This is a genomic window from Crassaminicella indica, assembly GCF_019203185.1.
Taxonomy (GTDB): Bacteria; Bacillota; Clostridia; order Peptostreptococcales; family Thermotaleaceae; genus Crassaminicella; species Crassaminicella indica.
On sequence record NZ_CP078093.1, the window covers coordinates 793,220 to 817,800 of the forward strand.

Below are 24,581 nucleotides of genomic sequence, written 5' to 3' on the forward strand. Positions count from 1 at the left end.
ATATGTACTTGTCTATACATGCTATATCAAAATTTTTACATATAAAAAGAGCAGATTTACTCTGCTCCTTAGATTATGATTGATTTGCAAATCTCATACCTCGACCCATACCTCTACCTGATCCATCCTTTGCACCTCTACCTTGTCCAAAGCCTCTTCCAAAACCAATTCCTAATCTTTCATGCTTTTCTCTATTTTCTCCTACAGTACTACAATCTTTCATTCTTTCTGTAATTATTTTTTTGTATTCTTCTCCTTTTTCTTTTGAAAATCTTCCTTCTTTTACAAGCTCATCAATTCTCTCTAGCTTTACCTTCACCAGCTCATCTACTGAAAGATTTTGCGTGGATAATCTCATGCCACCTCTTCCATAAGTTTCCCTTGTTTGTGTATCTCCTTCAGCAGCAAAGGAAAATCCTATGCTAGATACCACCAAAAGTGCTCCTAATGCTAAAGTAATGATTCTTTTTTTCATAAAAACTCATCTCCTTTTTTTTATTTTCTTTGATGAGTTTATTATATCCATCCAATGTGACAGCTTTGTGACAATTATAAGTATTTATATTGTCAAAATTAAGCTTTTAGAAAAGCCTTCGTCTTTTTCTTGCTTTTAAAGCAGGTTTTAATAAAAGATATATACTAACTATTATTACAATAAAAAATATGCTTATATTTACAGTAGTTAAATATTCCTCTGGTAAGGTTTTATAAAGCTTTTCTATGCCAAAAAACATAAATATACTAGCAGCAACCCATTTCATTGTAAATTCTGAAACCTTCTCACCAATTTTACTCCCTACAAAAATACCTAATGCACTAGTAAATACCATCCCTGATACCGTCCCGAGTAAAACAAATATTGGAAAATTTGCATCTACAGATAAAGTAATTGCTGTAAGCTGTGTCTTATCTCCCAGCTCCCCTATGAAAAATGCCAGTGCGACTGTTAAAACAGGGCCATAATTTTTCCCTTTATTTTCCTCTTCATCCTCCTCATCCATTTTCAAAGTCCAAAGAGCAAAGCCTACAAATAAAAATCCTGCAATAATTTGAATCGTATTTATTGAAATTAGCTTAGATAGATAAGTACCTAATGCTACAGCAATCCCATGATTTAAAAATGAACCTATAAATACACCTAATAATACTTGATAAACTTTAAACCTAGTTGCAAAAGCCATAGCTAATATTTGTGTTTTATCTCCCATCTCTGCTATGAATATTAAAAATAATGATCTAATAAATTCTTGAAGCATTTTTATCCTCCTTTTTATCAATTGAAAAAGCGAAACCCATAGCTTAATAAAGCTACTATATAGTAGCTTTATTAAGCTATAAGTCTCGCCCCTTTAAATGCTAAAGTAAATAGAACCAGGTATTTTCACCAGTATGTTGATTCATATTTATGGAAGTTTTCCATGGCTACTCCCTTATAGCTTATTTTCATCGATTTTCAATATATCATATATTATTAGTTATTTCAATATGGAAAAAATAATATGATCCTTTAAGAAATTATCGGAATAATATGAGGCTTTCCAGTTATAGGATTTTTCATCATATAGACATCTATATTGTATACCTTCTTTATGTTCTTTTTCGTAATCACTTGTTCTGGTAAACCCTCTGCAATAATCTCTCCTTTATTTAAAAGAATTAAATAATCGCTATATTGTATCGCAAAATTCAAGTCATGCAAAACTGCAAGTACTGTAATATTCTTATTTGTACACAATTCTTTCGCAATATTTAAAACCTCAATTTGATGATGAATATCAAGATTTGAAATCGGTTCATCTAAAATCAAAATTTGAGATTGCTGTGCTAAAGCTCTAGCAATAATAACTCTCTGCCTTTCTCCTCCACTGATTTTATGGATTCCTCTATCCTTTAAATGCCACGTATTTGTTAGTTGCATTGCTTTTTTTACGATTTGAAAATCCTCTTCACTTTCTACTTCAAATCTTTTCAAATGAGGACTTCTACCCATTAAAACAATATCCATAACTGTAAAATCAAAATCTACCATCGTATTTTGAGGAACAGCTGCAATTTTCCTCGCTAAATCTTTATATTTTAAATTCACCACATCTTCACTATAAATATAAATAGACTTTTTATGAGGCGATAGAAGCTTTAATATATTTTTTAAAAGTGTTGACTTGCCAGAACCATTTGGTCCTATAATACAGGTAAACTTTTTTTCTGCTATTTTCACACTAATATTTTTTAATATGTTATTTTCTCCAAAGCTCCAGTTCAGATGATCTATTTCTATTGGATAGGTCAACTTTTTCACCTCATAGCATTTTGTTTTTTACTTTTATAAAGGATATAAATAAAAAAAGGTGTACCAAACAATGATGTAATAACTCCTACTGGAATTTCTGTTGGAGGCATTAAGGTTCTTGCTAGGGTATCTGCTATAACCATAAATATTGCCCCCATAACCAATGTAAAAGCAATTAGCACTCTATGATCTGGACCTATTATTATCCTTACAATGTGTGGAATGATCAGCCCTACAAATCCAATAATTCCACTTACTGAAACTGCTGATGCTGCCACTATAGAAGCTAAAATAAGAAGGAGCTTTTTTATTTTTTCTACTTCTACTCCTAAACTTTTTGCTGTTTCTTCTCCCATCAGCATCAAATTCAAATCCCTAGCAAACATAGTAAAAAATATACACCCTATTAATACAACAGGAGCACAAAATATCACATGCTTCCAACTTGCAGAAGAAACACTTCCCATCGTCCAAAAAACAATCTTTTCAATTTGTTCTTTGTGAAATGTCATTATTAATGATATTAGTGAAGACAATAAAAAGCTTAAAGCTATTCCTGCAAGTAAAAGTGTTATTATAGGGGTCTTATTTCCAATCTTAGCTATATAATAAACACTTAATGTCGCTGTAATAGCACCAATAAAAGCCATAATAGCTATTGCCCAAAAACCTATGAAGGTTGCTTCTAAGCCAAATACAATTGCAATAGTTGCACCAAAAGCAGCTCCTGATGATACCCCCAACACATAAGGATCTGCCATAGGATTTTTAAAAATACCTTGAAATATTACTCCCGATCCTGCTAAAGCCATACCAATCAATGATGACAATATAATTCTTGGTAATCTGATCCCTAAAACAATTAATTTTTTTGACTCATTAATAGCATCTGCTACAACATATTTCCCTATAAATGGAATATTGCTACATAAGATTTTAACTGCTTCCACAAAAGATATATCAGAAACACCAAGAGTACTTACAAATAAAATTAATACGCACAATAAAAATAATAGAAAAATAAATAAAATTTTATAGCCTTTCCTTTTCTGTATGTAGGTCATATACTTTCCTCACTTTAAAGCATAACAAGCTTTATTATCATAATCTGCTATTTAAATAATTCTGGATGTATTATTTTTGCTAATTCATAAAGACCATCTGCAAGTCTTGGTCCCTGCCTATCGAGAAGATTATTATCTATCTCAAACAATCTTCCTTCTTTCACTGCTGTCAAATCCTTGTATCCATTTGTATTCATAATTCCCTTCTTTGCATCATAATACTTTGAGCATATTAATATATCTGGGTCCTTCTCTATTAATTTTTCTAAGCTATACTTCCATCCAGTTGTATCTCTAGCAGCATTTTTCCCTCCTGCCAAGTTTATCATTTTATCAATAAATGTTCCCTCTCCTGCAGTATAATCTCCACCTGCTCCATAGCTTACCACATAATAAACTTCTGGTCTTTCTGCATTTTTTACTTTATCTATAACATTTTTAACTTGATCCTTCATACTAGATATGATTTTTTCTGATGCTTCTTGTGCATTAAGCACCTTCCCTAATTTACCGATTATTGCATAAGCTCCTTCAAAGCTTTCCTCTCCATAAAGAACAATAACCTTTACATTCAATTCCTCCAATTTGTTTAGTACATCTTCCTTAAAATGAGTAGATGCAACTACTAAATCAGGCTTTAAAGCTACAATTTTTTCAATATTTGGTTCCATAAGACTTCCTATACTCGCTATCGATTTTACTTTTTCTGGATAATCACAGTAATCTGTTCTTCCTACTAATTTTTCACCTGCCCCTAAAGCAAATATAGTTTCTGTTATATTTGGAGCAATAGATACAACTCTCTTAGGCTCACTTTCAATTATAACCTCCCGATTGTAAGAATCAACAATTGTAAGTGGATACTGACCCTTTTTTTCAGCTTCTTTTTGTTCTTCTACTTTTTCATTTGTTTTAGCACAAGAACAAAACAATATTATAGAAATGATGATCATAAATATTGATATCCATCTATTCTTTTTAAGCACAACTACACCTCCATCCTATTTTGCATTTATTATATTTTGTGTAATTTTTATTTATCTATTCAAATGCTTTATTTGGAACAAGCTTTATGTTTTTTCATATATTATTACAAAAGGAGGTACAAGCTAAATGAATTATTATCCATATAATTATGATCTATATTTAAAGTATCAAAAATGTCTTTATCGTGTTTGGCAATTACAGTATATCACTTATCAGCAATATCAACAATTAAATAAAATCCCACCCTTTGCTAAGCTCACTGATGAAGAACTAAAAAAAATTCAGCAATGCGAAAAAGAATTAGGAAACAAATATTATTTAATTGCTTTTGAAAAAACCGTAAAAAATCTTATGCAGCGGCTAAAAATTCAATAAAAAAGAGCCTTCACTAGCAAGGCTCTTTTTTTATCTATATATAAGATTTTTAATGGGCCTTTCATTATGAATAAAAGATTGCTTTAATTCCTTCCAAAAAACTTCCTTTAGTTCTCTTTTATTTTTTACAGACTTTCGAAGGAATAAGTTTTCATACACTTTATCTGCTTTCATATTTCCTGTTATCATTCTACTGTTGCTTTTTAATTTTTTATACATAGACATACTAACCACCATATTAAGCTCTCCTTTCAAATTCAAATCAATATACCATCTTTATAAGACTTGAACTTGATTAGGTGGTTCTGGAAAGTGGCCATAAGAAACAAATTTTAGTAGTTTAATATAATTGTCTGAAAATATGGTATCTAGTGGGAAAGGGATTAATGTGCTTAATCCATATACTAAATCATTCATTCCTATCAGCCTCCTTTCCTAAAACAATAAAGTCCTGTCAGAAGACAGGACAAAACATACTCCATATAAAATAATATGTAAGCTTTTACTTTGTTTCCTGGCCTTCCCACCGAAGGTAGTAACATACACAATAGGCAGGTCTCCTGACTCATGAATCTTCCTACTCCCTCTCCCCTTCCCGTTTTCACAGTGGGTTGCTTGAGGTTTCGTCATCATTTACAGTAGCGGGGGCTGCGCCGGATTTTCACCGAACTTCCCTATTAAACCTTAAAAAAGGTACCTAATGCAATCACCATATTTAATTTCATCTCATTATACCATTAAGTATCCAAATCGTCAATAAATAAAATATCATGAATCTCTTTTTTTATCTTTATTAAGCTTTCATCCTCTAAGCTTCTTTTCTCTTTCGCAGTAGCAATCTCAAAGCTCTTTTTTATTTTGACAGGTGCCTTACTAAAAATATAAATCCTATCCCCTAAGCTTATGGCTTCTTCTATGTCATGTGTTACAAAAATCACTGTTCTCAGATCTTTCATCCATAGCTTAATAAAAGCATCAATAAGCTCTCTTTTTATCTTTAAATCCAATCCCTTAAAAGGTTCATCCATAAGTAGAATATCAGAAGGATATGCAAAAGCCCTAGCAATAGCAACTCTTTGCAGCATTCCACCACTAATATCCTTTGGATAATAATCTTCAAAGCCTTCTAAATTCACCATTTTTATATATTGGGATATGATTTTTTCCCTTTCTTCCTTTGAATAAACATCCTTTAATACAAATTCAATATTCCCCCATACACTCTTCCACGGTAGAAGCCGTGGTTCCTGAAAAAGATACCCAATAACTTTATCACCAAATCCTAAAAATTCTCCTGCTTCAGCTTTAACAATTCCACTAATCGTATTTAACAAAGTAGTTTTTCCACATCCTGATGGACCCAAAATACAAGTAATATGTTCTTGTGGAATATTTATATTAAAGTTTTCAAATACTACAAGCCTTTGATAGCTTTTATATAACTGTTGAATCTTTAGGGTCATATTAACCTCTCCATCGCATAATCTTTTTTTCTAATATTCTTATAGCTCTTTCAAATATAAAGCTTAATAACACAGCTATCACTGTCCATGCAAAGACATTTTCTGTTTCAATATAAACCTTTGCATTGTAAAGGCTTGTACCTATCGCAAAATTTGGCTGACTTAGAACTTCTGCTGCAATAACAGCCTTCCAGCCTATTCCCATAGCAGTAGAAACGCCTGCTAAAAAATAACGTGAGATCGCTGGAAGATATATTTCTAAGATAATTCTATATTTTCTCACATGGTATATTTTAGCCATCTCTAAAAGCTTCACATCTACACTTTTTATTCCTTCAGAAACATTTACACATATAATAGGAAAAGCCACTAAGAAACTAACAAAAATTGGTACATACTCTGTCTTAAACCAAATTAATGCTAAGATAATAATAGACATAATAGGGGTAGATTTAATAACCACTAAAATAGGCTCTATAAGCCTTTCTAAAAACAGATGACTTCCTGTTAATAAGCCTATCAAAAGTCCTAAAGAACAAGATAAAAAAAATCCGATGCATCCTCTTTTTATAGTCATTAGCACTATTTTAAAAAAATTCTCTGATTTCATCAAAATCAATAAACTTTTACATGTAGCTTCAGGAGAAGGGAGAATGATCTTCGAAGCAATTATTTCCGAGCTCATTCTCCAAATAAATAGTAAAAGCAATATAGATAATATTGTAGGAAGCTTATTTTTTATAGTAAAAATTCTCATCTGGAAGCTTTCCTCCCACAGCTTTTGGTGAAAAATCATAAAGCACCTTCAAATATCCCTCTACTGTTTTTTGCGATTTTTGTGCATCCTGAAAAACAATATTGCATCTCGGAATAGCTAACTCAGCCATTTTTGCCTTCATACCAATACCATGCTTTTCAACTAGCTTTCCAGCCTCTTCATTGTTTTTATTTACCCAATTAACAGATTTTTTATATTCTTCCAAAAAATTATTCACAATTTCTGGATTTTCTTTTGCAAACTCTTCTCTTACAACCAAACAGCCTTGCACTAACGCTGCACTTTCCCCTAGTACAGCTTGCCATTCCTCTTGAATATTCATGGTAATTTTTGCATTTTTATTTTTCATACTAACCATTGTTACAAATGGCTCTGGAAGTACTGCTATATCTACCTTCCCAGCAGCTACAGCTTGTGCAAGCTCAGCATGAGATAATGTATAATCTAGTACAACATCTTTTTCTGGGTCTAATCCATTTTTTTGTAGTAAATACTTAAATACTACATCAGGATTTGAACCTTTTGCTATAACGTTAATCTTTTTCCCCTTTAAATCATCCCAATCATTAATAACCTCTTCTTGACTCATCATATAAAGAACACCCAATGTATTTACAGCCACAAGCTTATAACCTGCTCCCTTATTATAAAGCTTTGCTGCTACATTTGTAGGAAGAGCTGCAAAATCAACCTCTTTTGATAATAGCTTCGAAACCAAAAGATCAGGACTTGCTACTACCTCATAAGAAGTATCTATATTTTTCCCTAATGAAGGTTTTTCTTCAAACATTTTTATCATCCCTATAGAAGTAGGTCCTTTTAGCCCAGCAATCTTTACAGCTTCTTTTTTGTTTTCATATTTAGCTTCTTTTTTTGAACAACCTACAGCAGTAAAAAGCAGCACTAAAATCATCATAAAAGATAATACTTTTTTCATAAAAATCCCTCCTCATTAACATTAAAAAAGAAATCTATAAAGATAAGTGAATGACTTCGATAACTTTTTCAAAAGTTATCTGGAATAAACTATCTTTTATATTTCGTTTAAACAACAAAATAACTATCCTCAGTATAACACAATTTTTAATTGGAAGCTTAAAACCATTTTTAATTTTTTAATTGATAATGATAATTATTATTGACAAAACAGTTGTAGTTTGTTATTATAAACACAAGTGATAATTGTTATCATTTAGAAGGGTGGCGTTGGTATGCTTCAAATAGAAAATAAACCTGTTTGTTTTAAACAAAGCAATGATAATTTTATAAAATGGCTTGTTCAAATTTTAGGTCCTGTTATTCTCGGAGCAAAGCCATCAGAGCTTTTAAGCTTTCCAAACAATGATAAAGCTTTTGATGAAAAAATACATAAAATTCATTATTATTTTAGAAATTGCAAAAAAATATCCTATAAAATATTTCCTTTTTCTCATCAAAGTACAAAAGTATTTTTTTATCAGACTAAATCTTTAGAAGCTGTATTAAAAGATCCTAGAAATGCAAGATTCTTAAAAAGCATAGGCTATCCAAAAGTATATAATTTAGAAGATTACCTCAATCATATGATTGATAAAATAATGCAAGGAACAATGCCTGATGAAATAGGTCTTTTTCTTGGATATCCTTTGAAGGATGTCATTGGGTTTATGGGACATCCATCTTTAAGACTTACTAAAGTAAATGGTTGGAGGGTATATGGAGACGCTACTCTGTCAGATCAAACATATAATGAATTTTTAAAGGCAAAAAATCAAATCAAGAAATTATTAGCCTTTAGTCATATAGATCAAATATTATCTTATGCATAAAGTCTATTAAATAAAAGCATTTACCATTTTCGATAAGATAAACAACTTCTTAATGTTGATGTTGTTTATCTATAATCGAAAATGAAAATAATATAATAGAAAGAAGGGTTTATTATGAAAAAAATAGCTGTAATTTATTGGAGTGGGACTGGAAATACAAAATTAATGGCAGAAGCTGTAGCACAAGGGGCTGGCAGTGATGCAAAATTATTGAGTGTTGAATCTGCAACAAAAGATGATGTACTAAATGCTGATGCTATAGCTTTAGGTTGTCCTTCTATGGGTGCCGAGGTTTTAGAAGAAACTTTTATGGAGCCTTTTATTGAATCTATTGCAGATTGTGTTTCTGGAAAGCCTGTTGCTCTATTTGGTTCATATGATTGGGGCGATGGTCAATGGATGAGAGATTGGGTAGAAAGAATGCAAAGCTACGGTGCTAATGTAATCGGAGAAGGAGTAATAATTCGTTTAACGCCTGATGATGAAGGACTAGATATTTGCAAAGCTTTAGGAGAAGATTTAGCAAAATAGTATACAACATACCCCCTAATTTTAGGGGGTTTATATATTTCGTTTTGAAGTTAGATCCCTATATATAATATAAGAAGTATATATTTATACAAAGTGTCAAATCCTATATATGATAAATACTTCATATAAAAATAGAAAAGGTGATGCTTTTGCATATAATATATCACGATGTAGGAGGAACGCATTCCACTATTATTGCAGCTAGTATACATCTTCATCGGCTACCAATAAATCGTCTGCCTACAAAAGATGAAATCCTTAGTATCCCTTTATTTGATCGCTTAGAAAAAAAAGATATCGGCAGACTGATTTATCACGGAAATGACGAATATAACAATTCTGTTTATACGCTCAGCAGACAATACGCTCCCCATTTAGCCGTAAACAGCATCAAAACAGTACTTGATATGATCAATAAAGATCAAAGAGAAGCTTTATGTGTAGACACTTCTCCTGCTGTCAATAATATTATGCGCATTGGTGGAGGAAGCTCCAGAAGACTAGGCTTAGTAGCTTTTGGACGACCTATTGTTACCTACGGTACAATAAAAGCATATCCAAAAATTATCGAAATTGTAAAAAAGACAAAATTAAAAATAGCACCGTAAATTTATAAGGTGCTATTTTACAAATTTTGCAATCGTTTTTAGAACTTTTTCTACTTCTTCTTTGCTTATATAATCCCCTTCCTTTTGATTAATAAAGCAATCCTTTGCATAGTTTTCTAATATAACTAAGCCTACCTTATGAACAGAAGCTCTAATTGCAGCAATCTGAAGCAATATATCATCACAAGTTTTTGTATTATCTTCTACCATTTTCTCTATTCCTGCTATATGCCCCTTTATAGTTCTTAATCTATTGATAATATCTTTTTTTGCATCTTCTGTAGACATAAAAAATCATCCCTTCTTTCATAAAAATATCTTCTTTCTTCTATAGTATATAATATCAGATGTAAATAAATGTATTAAAAAGTTTAAGCATCTGTCTTGATGAAGTTGACAGATGCTTATTAAGAGTTTTTACATATTACACTCAAATGGCCAGCTTATAATTCCACCATCCATAAATTTCACATTCTCAAAACCTTTTTCCTCTAAAATTCTTTGAGCTTCATAGCCTCTTAAGCTGATCTTGCAAAATGCTATGATCTCTTTATCCTTTGGAAGCTCAACATATTTTTTTCTTAAAGCCCCTAAAGGAATATATTTAACATTTTCATATGGTAAAGACATAGTCTTCACTTCTTCTGGTCCCCGAACATCTAATAGTATAAAATCTTCCTTATTATCTAATTTTTTCTTTACATCCATAACAGAAACAGCCTTTGCCATTCCATCAATCTTATTTTGCATAATATTTGCAGCAACAATTAAGTTATCCATTGCAGGTGAGAACGGTGGTGCATACGCAAAATCCATTTTTGCTAAATCCTTCGCTTTAATTCCATAGTAAAGACCAATACTTACCATATTGATTCTTTTTGCAACATCACCATAGCCTACAATTTGCGCTCCTAAAATTTTTCCTGTTTGTCTTTCTCCTATCAACTTAATGAAAATAGGTTTTCCAGTTGGATAAAAATGCGCCTTATCAGGAGAAGCTGCAAGAACAGTAACAAAATCTATTCCTTTTTTCTTTGCCATTTCTTCTGTCATTCCAACAGATGCTACATTAAAATCAAAAACTTTACAAATACTTGTTCCTACAGTACCAGGAAACTTTTCTTTATTTCCATGAATATTATTAGCGATAATTCTACCGTGAATATTAGCTAAGTCTCCAAGAGGTGTATATAAGCTTTGATTGTATACAAGGTTATAATTATCTATACAGTCTCCTCCTGCATAAATATCTGGATCACTAGTTTCAAAGTATTCATTAACCTTTATTCCTCTATTATCACTTATTTCAAGACCAGCTTCTTGAGCAAGCTGAATATTAGGTCTAACACCAACAGAAATTAAAGCTAATTGTGCATCAATCTTTCCTTTATCTGTAACTACAGCTTTTAAATTCCCATCAGAATCGCCTTCAAATTCTAATACCTTTGTACTAGTTAGAACATCTACATTATTCTTTTTCATATCCTTCATAAGAAGCATACTCATCTCAACATCCAGCATTTTAGGAAGCACTTTATCTATCATTTCTATAACCGTTACCTTAACTCCCTGTTTTGTTAAAGCTTCAGCAACCTCTAAGCCTATCAAACCTCCACCTACAATAACAGCTTCTTTAACTTTACCAGCTTCCACTATGCCTCTCATTTTTTTCGCATCTTTTGGATGATAAAGCTCAAAAACATTGTTTAGGTCTATTCCTTTAATTGGAGGCTTATTAGGTACCGCACCAACTGCTAATACTAATTTGTCATAAGGAATCTCAAACTTCTCATTTGTTTTTAAATCCATAACTTCAACTTTTTTCTGACTTCTGTTAATTTTTTCTGCTAATGTATTGCTAAGTACATTGATATTCTTAACGTTTTTAAAAAACTTTTCATCTCTTTGTACTCCCACAGGAGTAGACCATAATTCCTCTAAATCCTCAACCTCTCCAGAAAGATAATAAGGAAGTCCGCAACCACCGTAAGATAAAATATCTCCCTTTTCTATTATTGTAATCTCAGCATCCGCATCTAATCTTCTTAGCCTCGCAGCTGCCTTAGGTCCACATGCTACTCCTCCGATAACAACATATTTTTTTGACATAGTTCTCCTCCTTCTTCCATCCCACACGGGTGGGGGTTATCTTATTTATATAGTACTTCTACTTTGACAAAAAGTCAACTATAACCTTCAATTTACTAAAAATCAATTGACTAAAGTTTGTACTGCCACAATCATAGAAATATGATATAATAATGAGCATGAAAAAGCATATAAAGGGGGGTATAAAATTGAAGGTTGCTATAATTGATGGACAAGGTGGAGGACTTGGCAGATCTATTGTTGAGAAAATTAGAGAGCATATAAAGGACAATATAGAAATCATAGCTTTGGGAACAAATTCTCTCGCAACCTCTAATATGCTTAAAGGTGGAGCTCATAAAGGAGCAACAGGAGAAAATGCCATTAAGGTAATGAGTCAGAAGGTAGATGTAATAGTAGGACCTATAGCTATTATTGTAGCAAATGCCATGATGGGCGAAATAACACCTGATATGGCTCAAAATATAGCAGATAGTAATGCAAGGAAAATTTTGTTGCCAATGAACAGATGCAATATAACTATTGTAGGAACTATGGATTTTAAAATAAATGAGATGATTATGGCTATTGTTGAAGAACTTTATAATTTTAATAATTAAACCATGAAGATTTTAACAAAGAAAATCTTCATGGTTATTTTAATGGAAAATTTTAATTCATATGAACAAAATTTCAGGAATAAGACAAGCTCTGTACAAATATATTATTAGTACGATGCCACAGTGTGAGGTGATAATATGTTAAAAATTCTTGTTTTTAAAAAAAGAACGCTTTATATTGCTTTAGCCATTTTTATAATTCTTATTATTGGAATCCTCGTATTGGTCATGTCAGGCTCTGATGAAACCTTTTCAGAAACTATGAAGTATGCTTACAAAACAATATCTGCTGAACAAGCAAAGGTACTTCTAGATAAAAATTCAGATATTACCGTTTTCGATATAAGAGATGAAGAAGAATATATAAAAAGTCATCTACCAAGCGCAACACAATTAACATATAAAGAGCTAAAGAAAAAATTGGACTATTATGATAAGGACAGCATATATATGATCTATGGAAAAGATGATAAAAAAAGCGCAAAAGCAGCTGAGATGATGGCAAACAATGGTTTCTCTAAAATATACATGCTAAACGGAGGCATTGAAAAATGGCCTTATGAATTAGAATAAAATAAATCCTTTCATCTAAATTTAAGATGAAAGGATTTATTTGATGTTGAGCTTCTAACGTGGAGGAATAGTTGGTTTTAATGGAATAGCTACCTTACCTGTCTTTGCATCTATATGCAATATCCAATATCCATAATCTCCTTTTTCTGGACTTTTATCTTCTATAGGATGCCAATAAACAAATCCAGTCATACCTTCATAAGGCTGATCATTAAATATAAACCTTCCTGGTATGCCATAAAGATAATAAATAGGATCATTATTTTTATCACTCTTAATCCCAAAAATATAGTGTTTATACTTATAAACTTGTTGTGGATAATACCCCATATAGTGCTTATAAGGAATATAACAATACATATTATTCACATATCCATAAAAAGGCAAGAAATTTCTATATAATGTTTGCTGACTAAAATCAATCCTCCACCATCTACAATCATCTATATTCTTTTCAAATGGTTCTATTTCTTTATAGTATTTTAGTATATTCTCCACATATCCACATATCATCTTAAAATATTGATGATAATATTGATGTGGGTTTTTACAATCATAATACTTCATTTCACCATAATCTATACGCTCATGCTGATCATTAGAGTCTTTATGTGGATACTCCTCTGTAAATTCTTCTTTTTTTACCTTTACTTCCTTTTGTCCTTCTGTTTTCTGTTCCATTGGCCCAATAGCTTCTACACTTTCTTCTTTTAAAGCTTCTTTATGAATATCTTCTACTTCTTTTTCAATATGTTCTACTTCCTCTACTTTCAAATCCTCCTTTTCTACTATTGCTTCCTTAACTTCTTCATTAGAGTCATGTATTTCTTGTACTGCTTTCTTCTCAATTATCTGCTCTTTTGATACCTCTAATTTTTCTTGTATTTTATGCCCATTTTTTAAAACATGCTTCCAGTCTACTCTCTTTTTGTCTATAAATCCTACTAAAGGAGCCTCCCATTTCTCTCTTTTCTCAGCTGACTCTGCTACAATAGCAATTACATTGAAATCGCTTAGACTATTTCCCTTACCATCCACATTATTGGGGTCAAATTTCCAAGTCAACTCACCTTTTCCATTTTCATCAATCACAAAAACACCATTGTCTGCATGAAGCTGCTTTCCATCCTTTGTTCCTATTAAGTACCCTCTATAAATATATTCCCCATTATCAAAATACTTCATATTTTGTATATATTGACTAAGTACACCTTTTCCGTTCTTTGTTTCAATCTTTGCATATCCTTTTGGCTTTTTTCCTTGTTTATTTTCAAAGCCGTCATCTTCTTTATCAAGTATAATAAAATATCTTCTATATTTTCTATTATCCATAATCACCCTCCCCTCTGTTCAAAAACTTTTTTATCACTTACTATTAATATATGTACCAACTATAAAATAAGTTCACTTTTTGCAAAAAAATAATAGTGCCAAACATTACTTAAAGGACTTGATATCCTAAGTAATATCTAGCACCAATATATTTTACAAATATTCCTGCAATGTATCAGCAAGCTTTGCAAACTCTTCTATCGTCAAGGTTTCTCCTCTTCTCCTCTCTTCAATCCCACTATGCTCCAAAGCCTTTTTTATGCTTTCTTTTTCTATTGGTAAAGGACTGTTTGAAAGAGCATTTAAAAGAGTTTTTCTTCTCTTTCCAAAAGCAGCTCGAACTACAGCAAACAGCATTTTTTCATCCTTTACATGCACTCTAGGCGTTTTCAGAACAGTTAATCTTATAACTGTTGACTCTACTTTTGGCTGTGGGATAAATACAGATCTTGGAACTTTTGTTATAATTTCTGGATCGCAATAGTACTGAACAGCTACAGATAATGCTCCATAATCCTTTGTATTAGGTTTTGCCTGCATTCTATCTGCAACTTCCTTTTGAATCATCACTACCATGTTTTTAAGGGGTACTTTTTCTTCAAGAAACTTCATTATAATAGGCGTAGTTACATAATATGGAAGGTTTGCAATTACCTTCACTGCTTTTCCTTCACATTTTTCTTCAATCAATCTATGTATATCTAATTTTAAAACATCCTTGTGAATTACTTCCACATTATCGTAATCCCTTAACGTTTCTGAAAGGATAGGGATTAATGTTTGATCAATTTCAATAGCAATAACCTTTTTTGCCCTTTCTGCTAATACCTGTGTAAGTGTCCCAATCCCCGGACCTACTTCGATCACTATATCATCCTTTTCTACCTCTGCCCCATCAACTATTTTTTCTAATATATTTTCATCAATTAAAAAGTTTTGTCCTAAGCTTTTTGAAAACTTAAACCCATATTTATTAACAATTTCTTTTGTTGTTTTTGGTAAAACTAATCTCTCCATCATATCTCCTACTCCATTATAATTTTTTTAAAGCTTTTTCAAATTCTTCTCTTGTAACACCGTAATTATTTAGCCTATTTAAAAACTGCTTTGCATTTGCATAGCCTACTCCTAAAATTTTTCCCAATTCATCTCTCCTTCTGCTTGCTTCATGAGATCCTATTAAATCATTTCTAATCAAGTCTATCTGTTTAAATACATCTCTTTTTTCTTCACTTTCCGTTCTAACCTTATTCAATGCTGCAATAATATTTTCAGAAGAAGCATTTTCTATACCTATATCTCCATTTTTTGTTGCCTGTTCTCTAGGTAAAAAAGCATGTTTACATCCTTTTATACGCTTTGAGATATTTTTTCTAATCTTCTCTCCTGCATGATCAGGGTCCGTAAATATAATAACCCCTTTCCTTTTTTGAGCAAATGCTATTCTTTTATATACATCTTCTGTTATCCCGAATCCATGCGTTATAATTATTTCTGCATCAACTGCTTTTTTTACAGCAATCATATCATCTCGTCCTTCTACTACAATAACTTCCTTAATCATAGTTTTCCTCCATATATTCTTTTGATTCTTAAATCATTGTACAATATAGTACCATTTATGTAAAACTGAAATTTATCAATTTTAATTTTCTTTTTTATAAAAAACTATAAATCAAAAACAAGGGTAAGGAATACTCCTTACCCTAATCTAAAACATAAACTAACACCTTTCTTTTTCCATATCTTGCTACATCTCTAGGACTTTCAAAATAAAGATCTATTCTTTTTCCCTTAATCGCCCCACCTGTATCTTCAGCGCTTGCAAAGCCATAATCCTTTGACCCATCAAGAGCTTTTACATACAGTTTAGTTCCTAAAGGAATTACTCTCGGGTCTACAGCTACAACCCCCGGTCGCACCCTTGTTCCACTTCTAGTTATCCCATACTCTGGATGACTCGGATGTTTTCCACAGCTCTCAAAAGTAGCATCATAAGCAGTTGCAGTCATCTTAATAACTTTTTTTACTCTAAGCTTTCCTCTAGCAGTTGCAATATACATAGCTGTCCCTTTTTCTATCACTGCATCCTCTGCCTCTGTCAAAATATTTTCTTCAAGCAATTCCTTTGATACTATGATCCCATCCTCATATACTACTTTGTATTTAGCTTCTCTTGATCCATTTTTACCTTTCTTTATGATCTTTGTTTTTCCTTCTTCCAATTTATCATTATATTTTATAACGCTTTGATAAGGAATAGTTTCCTTCTTTGTGATCACTTTTTCTTCTACTTTTACAACTTTAATTGTTTCATATTTTTTTACACTTGCATCTAATGCTGGTGAAATAATGTCTTTTTCTCCAACGGATATATGATATTCATCTAAGATGTCTTTTACTTTTTCATTTGCCGTCATAATCTCCTTAAGCTTCCTATCAACCTGTATATTTACAGGATAGGCTCTTTTAATGGCAATAATCATACCATTTTTTACTTTTCCTTTTAAAGGTTCTGAGAGCTGATCATGTGGATGGAGTGCTACTTTTCCTTTCCTTACTGCATCCTCTACATGAAAGAAAATGCCTTCCACCTTTACTTCTTTGTCACCATCCTTGATGACAACCTCTTTTGTCAGTGCATGGCTAGCATAAAAAAAGCTAATCACCAATACACTAATAAGAATCATAAAATTTCTCTTTGTAAGAAATTTCATGCTCCTAAAGGGTATTTCCATTGTTCTTTTACCTCCTTATTGATTGCCTTTTTCTGCGGCTTTTATAAAATCCCCTAGCTGTCAGAAAGCCTCTCTGTCTCTAAACAATCTATAGTATTCTATACAAAAAAACTTTTTTCGTCAAATTTTTGAACAAATTTTTGAATCGTTCCCGTTAATTTACACAAACCTCTACCTTATTTTTCATTTTCGCCGTATTTCCCAGGAAATTTTCAAATTTTAATCATCTAATAAACCTTCTTTAGTATATCCTTGTCCTATATATTTATATGCACAAAACATGAAATTATTTCTATTTGTACCAAATAAATCTTGACCTCGCTTACTGAAATTACATGAAAAATACGTTAAGAACCTCCTCAAATAATAAAAAACATAGGATAGATCAACTATCCTATGTTTTTTATTATTTAATGCCAAAAAATTTCTTTGCATTTTCAGTTGTTTGATGAGCTACTTCTTCTAATGATAACCCCTTAATCTCAGCAATTCTTTCAGCTACATATCTTACATAAGAGCTTTCATTTCTTTTCCCTCTGAAAGGTACTGGTGTTAAATATGGGGAATCCGTCTCAACAAAAAGGTACTCAAGAGGGATGCTTTCTACTACCTCTACTGTTTTTCTAGCATTTTTAAAGGTTACAGGTCCTGCAATAGATATAAAAGCACCAAGCTTTATATATTGACGTGCAAGCTCTCTACTTCCTGAAAAACAATGAATTACAACACCTGTATCAAAAGCCTTCTCTTCCTTAAGAATACGCATTACATCATCATTTGCTTCACGGTCATGAATAATTATAGGAAGGTTTACTTCCTTTGCCAAAGCAATCTGCTTTCTAAATATTTCTCTTTGTATATCTCTAGGAGAATGATCATAATGATAATCAAGTCCTATTTCTCCTATAGCTACAACCTTTGGCTTTTTAGCTAACCCTTTTAGAAGTGATAATGTCATATCATCCACATCCTCTGCATCATGTGGATGCACCCCTACTGCTGCATAAATCATATCATACTGATTAGCTAGCTCTATAGATTTTACTGAAGACTCAAAATCTGCCCCTGGATTAACTATATATGATATACCATTAGCTTTTGCATTTTCTATTATTTTTTCCCTATCATTATCAAACCTTCCATCATCCAAATGGGCATGTGTATCAAATAGCATAAATATCCTCCTTTAGCTTACCTGTGCTCCATCTTCAATATCAGCTGTTACAAGTGTTAATGTTTTTCCATCAGCTGCTGCTAAAATCATTCCTCTTGATTCTTCTCCTCTTAGCTTGATTGGCTTTAGATTTGTTACAACAATAACCTTTCTACCTACCAATTCCTCTGGTTTGTAGTGTTTTGCAATACCTGATACAATTTGTCTTACCTCGTCACCAATCTTCACTTGAGATACTAAAAGCTTATCTGCCTTTGGATGCTTTTTACATTCTAAAATTTGTCCAACCTTCAAATCAATCTTATCAAAATCATCAATTGTAATTTCAGGTTTTTGCGTCATTTCCTTCTTCTCCTCTTTCTTTAGCTCTTCACTTTTCTTTGTAGCTTCTAAAGCTTTTAATTCTTTTTCAATATCAATTCTTGGGAATAATGGTGCATCTTTTTTCACTTTTATACCGCTAGGAAGCTTTCCAAACTCAAAAGTATCTTCCCAAGCAGTTCCTTGTCCGTGATTAATACCTAGTTGTGTCCAAATCCTTTTAGATGTTGTATGCATAAACGGTAAAATCAAAACAGAGATAATTCTAATACTATCTGCTAGATTATATAAAACCGTATTCAATCTTTCCTTCTGTGCTTCATCCTTAGCTAAAATCCACGGAGTTGTCTCATCTATATATTTATTAGTTCTTCTTACAAGCTTCCAAATTTCTTCTAAAGCATTGCTATAATCTAGTGCATTCATTTTTTCTTCCAATTTTGCTGCAACACCAGTGGCTAAAGCTTTTAAATCATCATCAAATTCCGTACCTGTCTTTGCCTCAGGAATAATACCACCATTGTATTTTTCAATCATAGCAACTGTTCTACTTACTAGATTTCCCAAATCATTTGCAAGGTCTGAGTTGATCCTATGTAGAAGAACATCATTAGTAAATACACCATCCTGTCCAAATGAATACTCTCTTAACAAGAAATATTTTAATGCATCTGTTCCATATCTATCTACAAGGACTACAGGATCTACTACATTTCCTTTTGATTTAGACATTTTTCCACCCTCAAGTAAAATCCATCCATGTCCAAATACCTTCTTAGGAAGTGGAATATCTAGTGCCATTAGTATTGCTGGCCAAATAATTGTATGGAATCTTACAATTTCCTTTGCCATTAAATGTACATCAGCAGGCCAATATTTTTTATATTTTCCGTCTAACTCTTCTGGATAGCCTAAAGCTGTAATATAGTTTGATAATGCATCAAGCCATACATAAATAACATGCTTTTCATCAATAGGAACCTTAATTCCCCAATCAAAGCTTGTTCTTGATATACATAAATCCTCAAGTCCTGACTTTATAAAGTTAACCATTTCATTTTTTCTTGATGCAGGCTGTAAAAACTCGGGATTCTCTTCAAATAACTGAAGAAGTCTATCTTGATATTTTGAAAGCTTAAAAAAGTAAGCTTCTTCCTTTGTTTTTTCTACAGGTCTTCCACAATCTGGACATTTTCCATCAACAACTTGGGTCTCTGTCCAAAAGGATTCACAAGGAGTACAATATAACCCTTCATATTCACCCTTGTAAATATCTCCTTTGTCATAAAGCTTCTTAAATATTTTTTGAACTCTTCTCTTATGATCTTCATCTGTAGTTCTAATAAAATAGTCATAGGAGATTTCCATAGTCTCCCATAATTTTTTAATTCCTGCTACAATCCCATCAATATATTCCTTTGGCTCCATACCATTTTCTTTTGCTACAGCTTGAAGCTTTTGTCCATGCTCATCTGTCCCTGTCAAAAACATTACATCATATCCAGTAAGTCTTTTAAATCTTGCTAAAGCATCAGCTGCTACAGTTGAGTATGTATGCCCAATATGTAAATTAGAGCTTGGATAATAAATCGGTGTTGTAATATAAAAGCTTCCTTTACTCATAAGTTCTTTTCCTCCTCTTTTTCTTTCTCCTTTTAAGTTCATTTTTACATTTTATCCATTCAAATATACCAAATACAGCCATAACCAAATGTCCTAATAAAGTAATTTTTAATTTATAATGGTCTACTTCCTGAATATATTCGATCACAAAGATTGAAAAGGGTTCAGGATGAAATAAAATTACTGTAATCCCTACAACAATATAGATCACAGAAATAAAAATAAATCCAATCAAATATCCATAGATAAATCTTAAAAACAGCCCTAGCTGCTTCACAAACGCCAAAAGCACCACCTGCCCTTTAAAATAAAAAAACCCGCCCCTAAGCAAAGGGACGAGAAATTTCTCGTGCTACCACCCTAATTCATTACTATCTCACAATAGTAACCTTAGTAAGTGACAAGAATCACCTTGCAAAATTAACGGACGCAACTCCGGCATAACCTAAACAAAAGTCTCAGCTATGCAGTTTAGGGGCCATCTTCAGTATATTACTTCGTGCTAAGTCTCACCACCCCTAGCTCTCTGTAACGAAATATCATACCTACTCTTCCCATCATTACTTTTATCGTATAAGCTTATTATATATACTAATTTATAAAAATATGTAAGTGTTGTCAATACTATTTATGTTATATTTTACTTTTAAATAAGGATTTTTATGCTCTTCTATTTCTCTTCCTACAAACTATTCCAAAACTAAAAAGTTTTTTATCTACCTAATCTAATATTCGCTTTAAGCGAAGCAAACACCAAATTCAATATATTTTTCAGTTTATTCACTCCCATAACCCCATTGAACACAAAATACCTCTTGTCTTTAATTCTGCCAAGAGGTATCTATATATTCATAGTTTTAATCAATTGAAATTTTTATTTTCTAGTTTTTTACTTCCAATTATTTTACTTGCTTGAGTCTAGCAATATCTGCCCAATTATTAGCTGTAGCTTCCTCAACTCTATACATATCTCTCTTAATTATTTGTATGTCTCCTTTGATATGGGCTATATCATTCAGCATACTATCATGTTCTGCTTTGTTCACTTGTGATGAATGCTCTAATGCCTTAACGATTTCATAGGTTTCATCCATTCTAGTTTTCATGTATGCTATTTCATTTTTTATACCTGATATTTCATCTTTCATACCTGATATTTCATCTTTCATACCTGATATTTCAGTTTTTAAAGGCTTTAATTCTTCTTTAAGGATTTCCCTAATTGCTAACAGCAATTCTTTTTCCATCATTTCACCACCTATATTATTGATTAACTTTATTTTAACATCAAATTACTTTCTACTCAAATTTATCAATAAAAAAAATCGTCCCGACTAAATACCATTACAGACATGATAATCCATGCCATAAATCTATTCATCTTTTGTTTTTTTATGCTAAGCAACTTTAAGGCCCCCCTTTTCTTAAGTCAAAACTACTTTTTGTAAAAAAATAAATATATCGTATAAGTATTTTTTCCTGTTTAATAGTTCACTAAAATCTCATATTCTCTTTAGCATACAATATTAATCTATGAAAATACCCACCTACAAACCCATACCGAAGCAAAAATAGCTGCTATATGAGATATTAATGCTGCAGGAAGAGTATGTCTTCCTCTTTTTATTCCCACAGCACCAAAATATACAGCCATGGTATAGAATATAGTTTCAGCTGATCCCATCATAGTACAAGCAAGTCTTCCAATAAAAGAATCTGGTCCATAAGTCCCAACCAAATCCTTTAAAATTCCTAGCGAACCACTCCCTGATATAGGTCTCATAATTGCTAGAGGTAAAACTTCACTTGGAACCCCGAATAATTTTGTAATAGGTGATAATATTTTAATAAATATATTTAAAGCTCCTGAATCTTTAAATATTCCTATAGCTAAAAAAATAGCAATAAGGTATGGCATAATACGAATAGCCGTTTGAAATCCTTCTTTAGCCCCTTCTACAAAAGCTTCGTAAATGTTTACTTTTTTAATCATCCCATGTACTAAAATGATAGTGATTAAAATAGGAATAATCATTATAGATATAAAATTCAAAATTTGAATCATATTAATATTTCCTTTCTAATAATTTACAAGCTATAATCCCTACAATAGTTGAAACAGCAGTTGCAGTAATGGAGGTCCCGATAATCTCTGTAGGATTTAAGCTTCCCGCATCTGCTCGGATCTTGAGTACAGATAATGGAATAAGCTGAATAGACGACATGTTAATAACTAAAAACATACACATAGCATTACTTGCTGTACTTTTGTCATTATTAATCCTTTGAAGCTGTTCCATTGTCTTAAGTCCTAGTGCTGTTGCAGAATTACCTGCACCAAACATATTTGCTACCATGTTCATGACTATACTGCTAATAGCAGGATGGTTTTTAGGGATTGTAGGATACAAAAGTCTTATAAATGGACTCATTATCCTTCCAATTTTTCTTATTAGTCCTGACTTTTCTGCTATATTCATAAGTCCTAACCACACTGCCATAATTCCAGTAAGACCTATTGCAAATACTACTGCCTCTTGAGTATTTTTAATAACAGCATCATTAATCACATGGGTATTCTGTGTGAATACAGCAGTAATAATGCCTATAATCATCATCATAAACCAAATGACACTCATCATTTCTTATCTCCCCATTTCTTTATAAGGCTTAAATATTAACGTTATATAAATATCCCTATGAAAGTATATGATATTACTCAAAAAACATATGAATATAAATCCTTTATAAAAAGACATAATGTAAAGAATTTTTTCGTATCTATCTATGAAAGGGGGAATACTCTTTGAATATAAAAGTTTCTTTAGGAGATCTAGGTATTATTTTATTAGGCTCAGCATTATTTGTTTTCATAATTTATGCAATCATACTTTTAAAAAACTTAAATGCCATAGTAAAAATCATACAAAAAACACTTAAAGATCATCAAGATAACATCGATATCCTTCTGAATAAGGTTCCTGATATCGCAAAAAACTCAAATATTTCAACATGGATATTGAGTAGTATACAGGTTATATATGCTCTAAAAAAAATAATAAAATTCTTTTAAAATTTATGGTTGACTTTTATTTACAATTCTGGTACTATTTAATTACATTAAAAAAAATGTCGAAAGTTGTAGAAGAAAGGAGATAAACAAATGAAATCCACAGGTATTGTAAGAAAAGTAGATGAACTAGGTAGAGTAGTACTTCCAATTGAATTAAGAAGAACATTAAACATCAAAGAAAAGGATGCGCTTGAGATTTATGTCGATAAAGATCAAATCATCCTAAAAAAATACGAACCAGCTTGTATTTTCTGCGGTCAAGCAAAGGATATCGAAGTTTTCAAAGGAAAAAATATCTGCCCAGCTTGTATAGAAGAGTTGAGCAAATAAAAATAACTTGTGCTACAGCACAAGTATTTTTATTTGTTTTGACTATCTCTTCCATATATTTCATGAATCTCATCTGTGTATGTTCCATCTTCATTATAAACATATAAAGGATCCATGAATTTTAATTCGGGTCTTCCATATTTTACGCATTGTATTAATAAAATATTAGGTTTTTTATTTTTATTAGGATGGACAAATCTTATTTTCTTAGGCTCAAGTCGATATTGTCTGCATAAATAAATAATATCTACCAATCTATGGGGTCTATGTACCATATAAAAATGACCTCTATCCTTTAAAAGCTTACTAGAAACAGAAATAACATCTTCTAATGTGCATTTTACTTCATGTCTTGATATGGCTTTCATGCTTTCAGGATTTAAAAGCCCTCCTCCTGCGTTCATATAAGGAGGATTAGATGTAACACAATCAAAGGAATAAGACTCTATATGTTCTAATATATTTTTTAAGTCTTCATTGATAATTTTTACTCTATCTTGTAATTTATTCAGCTTTACACTTCTTTGAGCCATTTCTGCAACAGCTTCTTGAATTTCAACGCCCAAAATTTCTTTTGCATCTGTTTTTCCTGCTAGTAATATAGGGATAATTCCTGTTCCCGTTCCCAAATCTACAACTCGCCAATTTTTTCTTATTTCACAAAAATTGCTAAGCAGTACAGCATCAATCCCAAAGCAAAAACCATTTGGATTTTGTATAAGTCTTAGTCCCTTGCACTGCAAATCATCTACTCTTTCGTGTTGTTTTACTAATTTTTCTTCCATACTATCTCTCCTGATTCTAC

General features: G+C 31.8%; 30 protein-coding genes, 1 riboswitch and 1 other annotated feature. Of the genes, 8 read left to right on the top strand and 22 right to left on the bottom strand.

Annotated features, from left to right (window positions below; all coding sequences use genetic code 11):
* Nucleotides 1-73 precede the first annotated feature (73 nt).
* From KVH43_RS03760 to KVH43_RS03780, 5 genes are all read right to left on the bottom strand, one after another.
* On the bottom strand, nucleotides 74-475 hold the full coding sequence (locus KVH43_RS03760) for a hypothetical protein (protein ID WP_218283543.1): 402 nt from the start codon (nucleotides 473-475) through the stop codon (nucleotides 74-76).
* Nucleotides 476-581: 106 nt separating this feature from the next.
* Nucleotides 582-1,256 (bottom strand): TMEM165/GDT1 family protein, encoded by a 675-nt coding sequence (locus KVH43_RS03765; protein WP_218283544.1) that lies wholly within the window; start codon nucleotides 1,254-1,256, stop codon nucleotides 582-584.
* A gap of 251 nt (nucleotides 1,257-1,507) precedes the next feature.
* Complete coding sequence (locus KVH43_RS03770) at nucleotides 1,508-2,299, bottom strand: heme ABC transporter ATP-binding protein (protein ID WP_218283545.1); 792 nt, start codon at nucleotides 2,297-2,299, stop codon at nucleotides 1,508-1,510.
* Complete coding sequence (locus KVH43_RS03775; RefSeq protein WP_218283546.1) at nucleotides 2,296-3,354, bottom strand: FecCD family ABC transporter permease; 1,059 nt, start codon at nucleotides 3,352-3,354, stop codon at nucleotides 2,296-2,298. The genes KVH43_RS03770 and KVH43_RS03775 overlap by 4 nt, the downstream gene beginning before the upstream one ends.
* 47 nt (nucleotides 3,355-3,401) lie before the next feature.
* Nucleotides 3,402-4,340 carry an ABC transporter substrate-binding protein gene (locus tag KVH43_RS03780; RefSeq protein ID WP_476695946.1) on the bottom strand — a complete coding sequence of 313 codons (939 nt, stop codon included), beginning with the start codon at nucleotides 4,338-4,340 and terminating at the stop codon, nucleotides 3,402-3,404.
* Nucleotides 4,341-4,467: 127 nt separating this feature from the next.
* On the opposite strand from KVH43_RS03780, the gene KVH43_RS03785 reads away from it, so the two are divergent.
* The gene (locus KVH43_RS03785; RefSeq protein WP_218283547.1) at nucleotides 4,468-4,716 is read left to right on the top strand and encodes a hypothetical protein; all 249 of its coding nucleotides are present in this window, start codon (nucleotides 4,468-4,470) and stop codon (nucleotides 4,714-4,716) included.
* A gap of 30 nt (nucleotides 4,717-4,746) precedes the next feature.
* Here KVH43_RS03785 and KVH43_RS03790 read toward each other — a convergent pair whose 3' ends face one another.
* The 4 genes from KVH43_RS03790 to KVH43_RS03805 form a co-directional block, all read right to left on the bottom strand.
* Nucleotides 4,747-4,953, bottom strand: coding sequence for a hypothetical protein (locus tag KVH43_RS03790; protein ID WP_218283548.1), 207 nt, complete (start codon nucleotides 4,951-4,953; stop codon nucleotides 4,747-4,749).
* A 296-nt stretch (nucleotides 4,954-5,249) separates the two neighbouring features.
* A riboswitch (cobalamin riboswitch) is annotated at nucleotides 5,250-5,432 on the bottom strand.
* 21 nt (nucleotides 5,433-5,453) lie between these two features.
* Nucleotides 5,454-6,179, bottom strand: a complete 726-nt coding sequence (locus KVH43_RS03795) for an ABC transporter ATP-binding protein (RefSeq protein ID WP_218283549.1) — start codon at nucleotides 6,177-6,179, stop codon at nucleotides 5,454-5,456.
* A gap of 1 nt (nucleotide 6,180) precedes the next feature.
* On the bottom strand, nucleotides 6,181-6,936 hold the full coding sequence (locus KVH43_RS03800) for an ABC transporter permease (protein ID WP_218283550.1): 756 nt from the start codon (nucleotides 6,934-6,936) through the stop codon (nucleotides 6,181-6,183).
* Complete coding sequence (locus tag KVH43_RS03805; protein WP_218283551.1) at nucleotides 6,911-7,894, bottom strand: ABC transporter substrate-binding protein; 984 nt, start codon at nucleotides 7,892-7,894, stop codon at nucleotides 6,911-6,913. Before KVH43_RS03805 ends, KVH43_RS03800 begins: the two co-directional genes overlap by 26 nt.
* A gap of 274 nt (nucleotides 7,895-8,168) precedes the next feature.
* Between KVH43_RS03805 and KVH43_RS03810 the strand changes: the two genes are divergently transcribed.
* The 3 genes from KVH43_RS03810 (at nucleotide 8,169) to KVH43_RS03820 (ending at nucleotide 9,904) form a co-directional block, all read left to right on the top strand.
* Nucleotides 8,169-8,765 (top strand): DUF3793 family protein, encoded by a 597-nt coding sequence (locus tag KVH43_RS03810; protein ID WP_218283552.1) that lies wholly within the window; start codon nucleotides 8,169-8,171, stop codon nucleotides 8,763-8,765.
* Nucleotides 8,766-8,879: 114 nt separating this feature from the next.
* On the top strand, nucleotides 8,880-9,296 hold the full coding sequence (locus KVH43_RS03815; RefSeq protein ID WP_218283553.1) for a flavodoxin: 417 nt from the start codon (nucleotides 8,880-8,882) through the stop codon (nucleotides 9,294-9,296).
* 143 nt (nucleotides 9,297-9,439) lie between these two features.
* Nucleotides 9,440-9,904 carry a DUF3189 family protein gene (locus KVH43_RS03820; RefSeq protein WP_420829646.1) on the top strand — a complete coding sequence of 155 codons (465 nt, stop codon included), beginning with the start codon at nucleotides 9,440-9,442 and terminating at the stop codon, nucleotides 9,902-9,904.
* Between the two features lie 12 nt (nucleotides 9,905-9,916).
* Here the strand turns inward: KVH43_RS03820 and KVH43_RS03825 are convergent, their stop codons facing one another.
* Both KVH43_RS03825 and KVH43_RS03830 read right to left on the bottom strand, forming a co-directional pair.
* On the bottom strand, nucleotides 9,917-10,192 hold the full coding sequence (locus KVH43_RS03825) for a metal-sensitive transcriptional regulator (protein ID WP_218283555.1): 276 nt from the start codon (nucleotides 10,190-10,192) through the stop codon (nucleotides 9,917-9,919).
* 129 nt (nucleotides 10,193-10,321) lie between these two features.
* On the bottom strand, nucleotides 10,322-12,013 hold the full coding sequence (locus KVH43_RS03830) for an FAD-dependent oxidoreductase (protein ID WP_218283556.1): 1,692 nt from the start codon (nucleotides 12,011-12,013) through the stop codon (nucleotides 10,322-10,324).
* A 188-nt stretch (nucleotides 12,014-12,201) separates the two neighbouring features.
* On the opposite strand from KVH43_RS03830, the gene KVH43_RS03835 reads away from it, so the two are divergent.
* Nucleotides 12,202-12,612: a DUF3842 family protein gene (locus KVH43_RS03835; protein WP_218283557.1), complete on the top strand. Its 411-nt coding sequence runs from the start codon at nucleotides 12,202-12,204 to the stop codon at nucleotides 12,610-12,612.
* A gap of 138 nt (nucleotides 12,613-12,750) precedes the next feature.
* A complete protein-coding gene (locus KVH43_RS03840) occupies nucleotides 12,751-13,185 on the top strand; it encodes a rhodanese-like domain-containing protein (RefSeq protein ID WP_218283558.1) in 435 nt (144 codons plus the stop codon).
* A 54-nt stretch (nucleotides 13,186-13,239) separates the two neighbouring features.
* Here KVH43_RS03840 and KVH43_RS03845 read toward each other — a convergent pair whose 3' ends face one another.
* The 10 genes from KVH43_RS03845 to KVH43_RS03890 form a co-directional block, all read right to left on the bottom strand.
* Entirely contained in the window at nucleotides 13,240-14,517 is a 1,278-nt protein-coding gene (locus tag KVH43_RS03845) for a DUF7922 domain-containing protein (RefSeq protein ID WP_218283559.1), read from the bottom strand.
* 153 nt (nucleotides 14,518-14,670) lie between these two features.
* A complete protein-coding gene (rsmA, locus tag KVH43_RS03850; protein ID WP_218284066.1) occupies nucleotides 14,671-15,534 on the bottom strand; it encodes a 16S rRNA (adenine(1518)-N(6)/adenine(1519)-N(6))-dimethyltransferase RsmA in 864 nt (287 codons plus the stop codon).
* Between the two features lie 16 nt (nucleotides 15,535-15,550).
* Nucleotides 15,551-16,081 (bottom strand): ribonuclease M5, encoded by a 531-nt coding sequence (gene rnmV / locus KVH43_RS03855; RefSeq protein WP_218283560.1) that lies wholly within the window; start codon nucleotides 16,079-16,081, stop codon nucleotides 15,551-15,553.
* A 142-nt stretch (nucleotides 16,082-16,223) separates the two neighbouring features.
* Nucleotides 16,224-17,255, bottom strand: a complete 1,032-nt coding sequence (locus tag KVH43_RS03860) for a G5 domain-containing protein (RefSeq protein ID WP_218283561.1) — start codon at nucleotides 17,253-17,255, stop codon at nucleotides 16,224-16,226.
* A gap of 406 nt (nucleotides 17,256-17,661) precedes the next feature.
* Nucleotides 17,662-18,429: a TatD family hydrolase gene (locus KVH43_RS03865; protein ID WP_218283562.1), complete on the bottom strand. Its 768-nt coding sequence runs from the start codon at nucleotides 18,427-18,429 to the stop codon at nucleotides 17,662-17,664.
* A 12-nt stretch (nucleotides 18,430-18,441) separates the two neighbouring features.
* The gene (metG, locus tag KVH43_RS03870) at nucleotides 18,442-20,373 is read right to left on the bottom strand and encodes a methionine--tRNA ligase (protein WP_218283563.1); all 1,932 of its coding nucleotides are present in this window, start codon (nucleotides 20,371-20,373) and stop codon (nucleotides 18,442-18,444) included.
* Nucleotides 20,366-20,659, bottom strand: a complete 294-nt coding sequence (locus KVH43_RS03875; protein WP_218283564.1) for a hypothetical protein — start codon at nucleotides 20,657-20,659, stop codon at nucleotides 20,366-20,368. Before KVH43_RS03875 ends, metG begins: the two co-directional genes overlap by 8 nt.
* 42 nt (nucleotides 20,660-20,701) lie before the next feature.
* Nucleotides 20,702-20,943: a binding site (T-box leader), on the bottom strand.
* A gap of 329 nt (nucleotides 20,944-21,272) precedes the next feature.
* Complete coding sequence (locus KVH43_RS03880; RefSeq protein WP_255547804.1) at nucleotides 21,273-21,620, bottom strand: hypothetical protein; 348 nt, start codon at nucleotides 21,618-21,620, stop codon at nucleotides 21,273-21,275.
* A gap of 284 nt (nucleotides 21,621-21,904) precedes the next feature.
* Nucleotides 21,905-22,438 carry a spore maturation protein gene (locus KVH43_RS03885; RefSeq protein ID WP_218283565.1) on the bottom strand — a complete coding sequence of 178 codons (534 nt, stop codon included), beginning with the start codon at nucleotides 22,436-22,438 and terminating at the stop codon, nucleotides 21,905-21,907.
* A gap of 1 nt (nucleotide 22,439) precedes the next feature.
* Nucleotides 22,440-23,015, bottom strand: coding sequence for a nucleoside recognition domain-containing protein (locus KVH43_RS03890; RefSeq protein ID WP_218283566.1), 576 nt, complete (start codon nucleotides 23,013-23,015; stop codon nucleotides 22,440-22,442).
* 164 nt (nucleotides 23,016-23,179) lie between these two features.
* On the opposite strand from KVH43_RS03890, the gene KVH43_RS03895 reads away from it, so the two are divergent.
* Complete coding sequence (locus KVH43_RS03895) at nucleotides 23,180-23,446, top strand: hypothetical protein (protein WP_218283567.1); 267 nt, start codon at nucleotides 23,180-23,182, stop codon at nucleotides 23,444-23,446.
* Nucleotides 23,447-23,536: 90 nt separating this feature from the next.
* Nucleotides 23,537-23,776: an AbrB/MazE/SpoVT family DNA-binding domain-containing protein gene (locus tag KVH43_RS03900; RefSeq protein WP_218283568.1), complete on the top strand. Its 240-nt coding sequence runs from the start codon at nucleotides 23,537-23,539 to the stop codon at nucleotides 23,774-23,776.
* Between the two features lie 29 nt (nucleotides 23,777-23,805).
* Here the strand turns inward: KVH43_RS03900 and KVH43_RS03905 are convergent, their stop codons facing one another.
* Nucleotides 23,806-24,561 (bottom strand): tRNA1(Val) (adenine(37)-N6)-methyltransferase, encoded by a 756-nt coding sequence (locus KVH43_RS03905; protein ID WP_218283569.1) that lies wholly within the window; start codon nucleotides 24,559-24,561, stop codon nucleotides 23,806-23,808.
* Nucleotides 24,562-24,581: the final 20 nt, after the last annotated feature.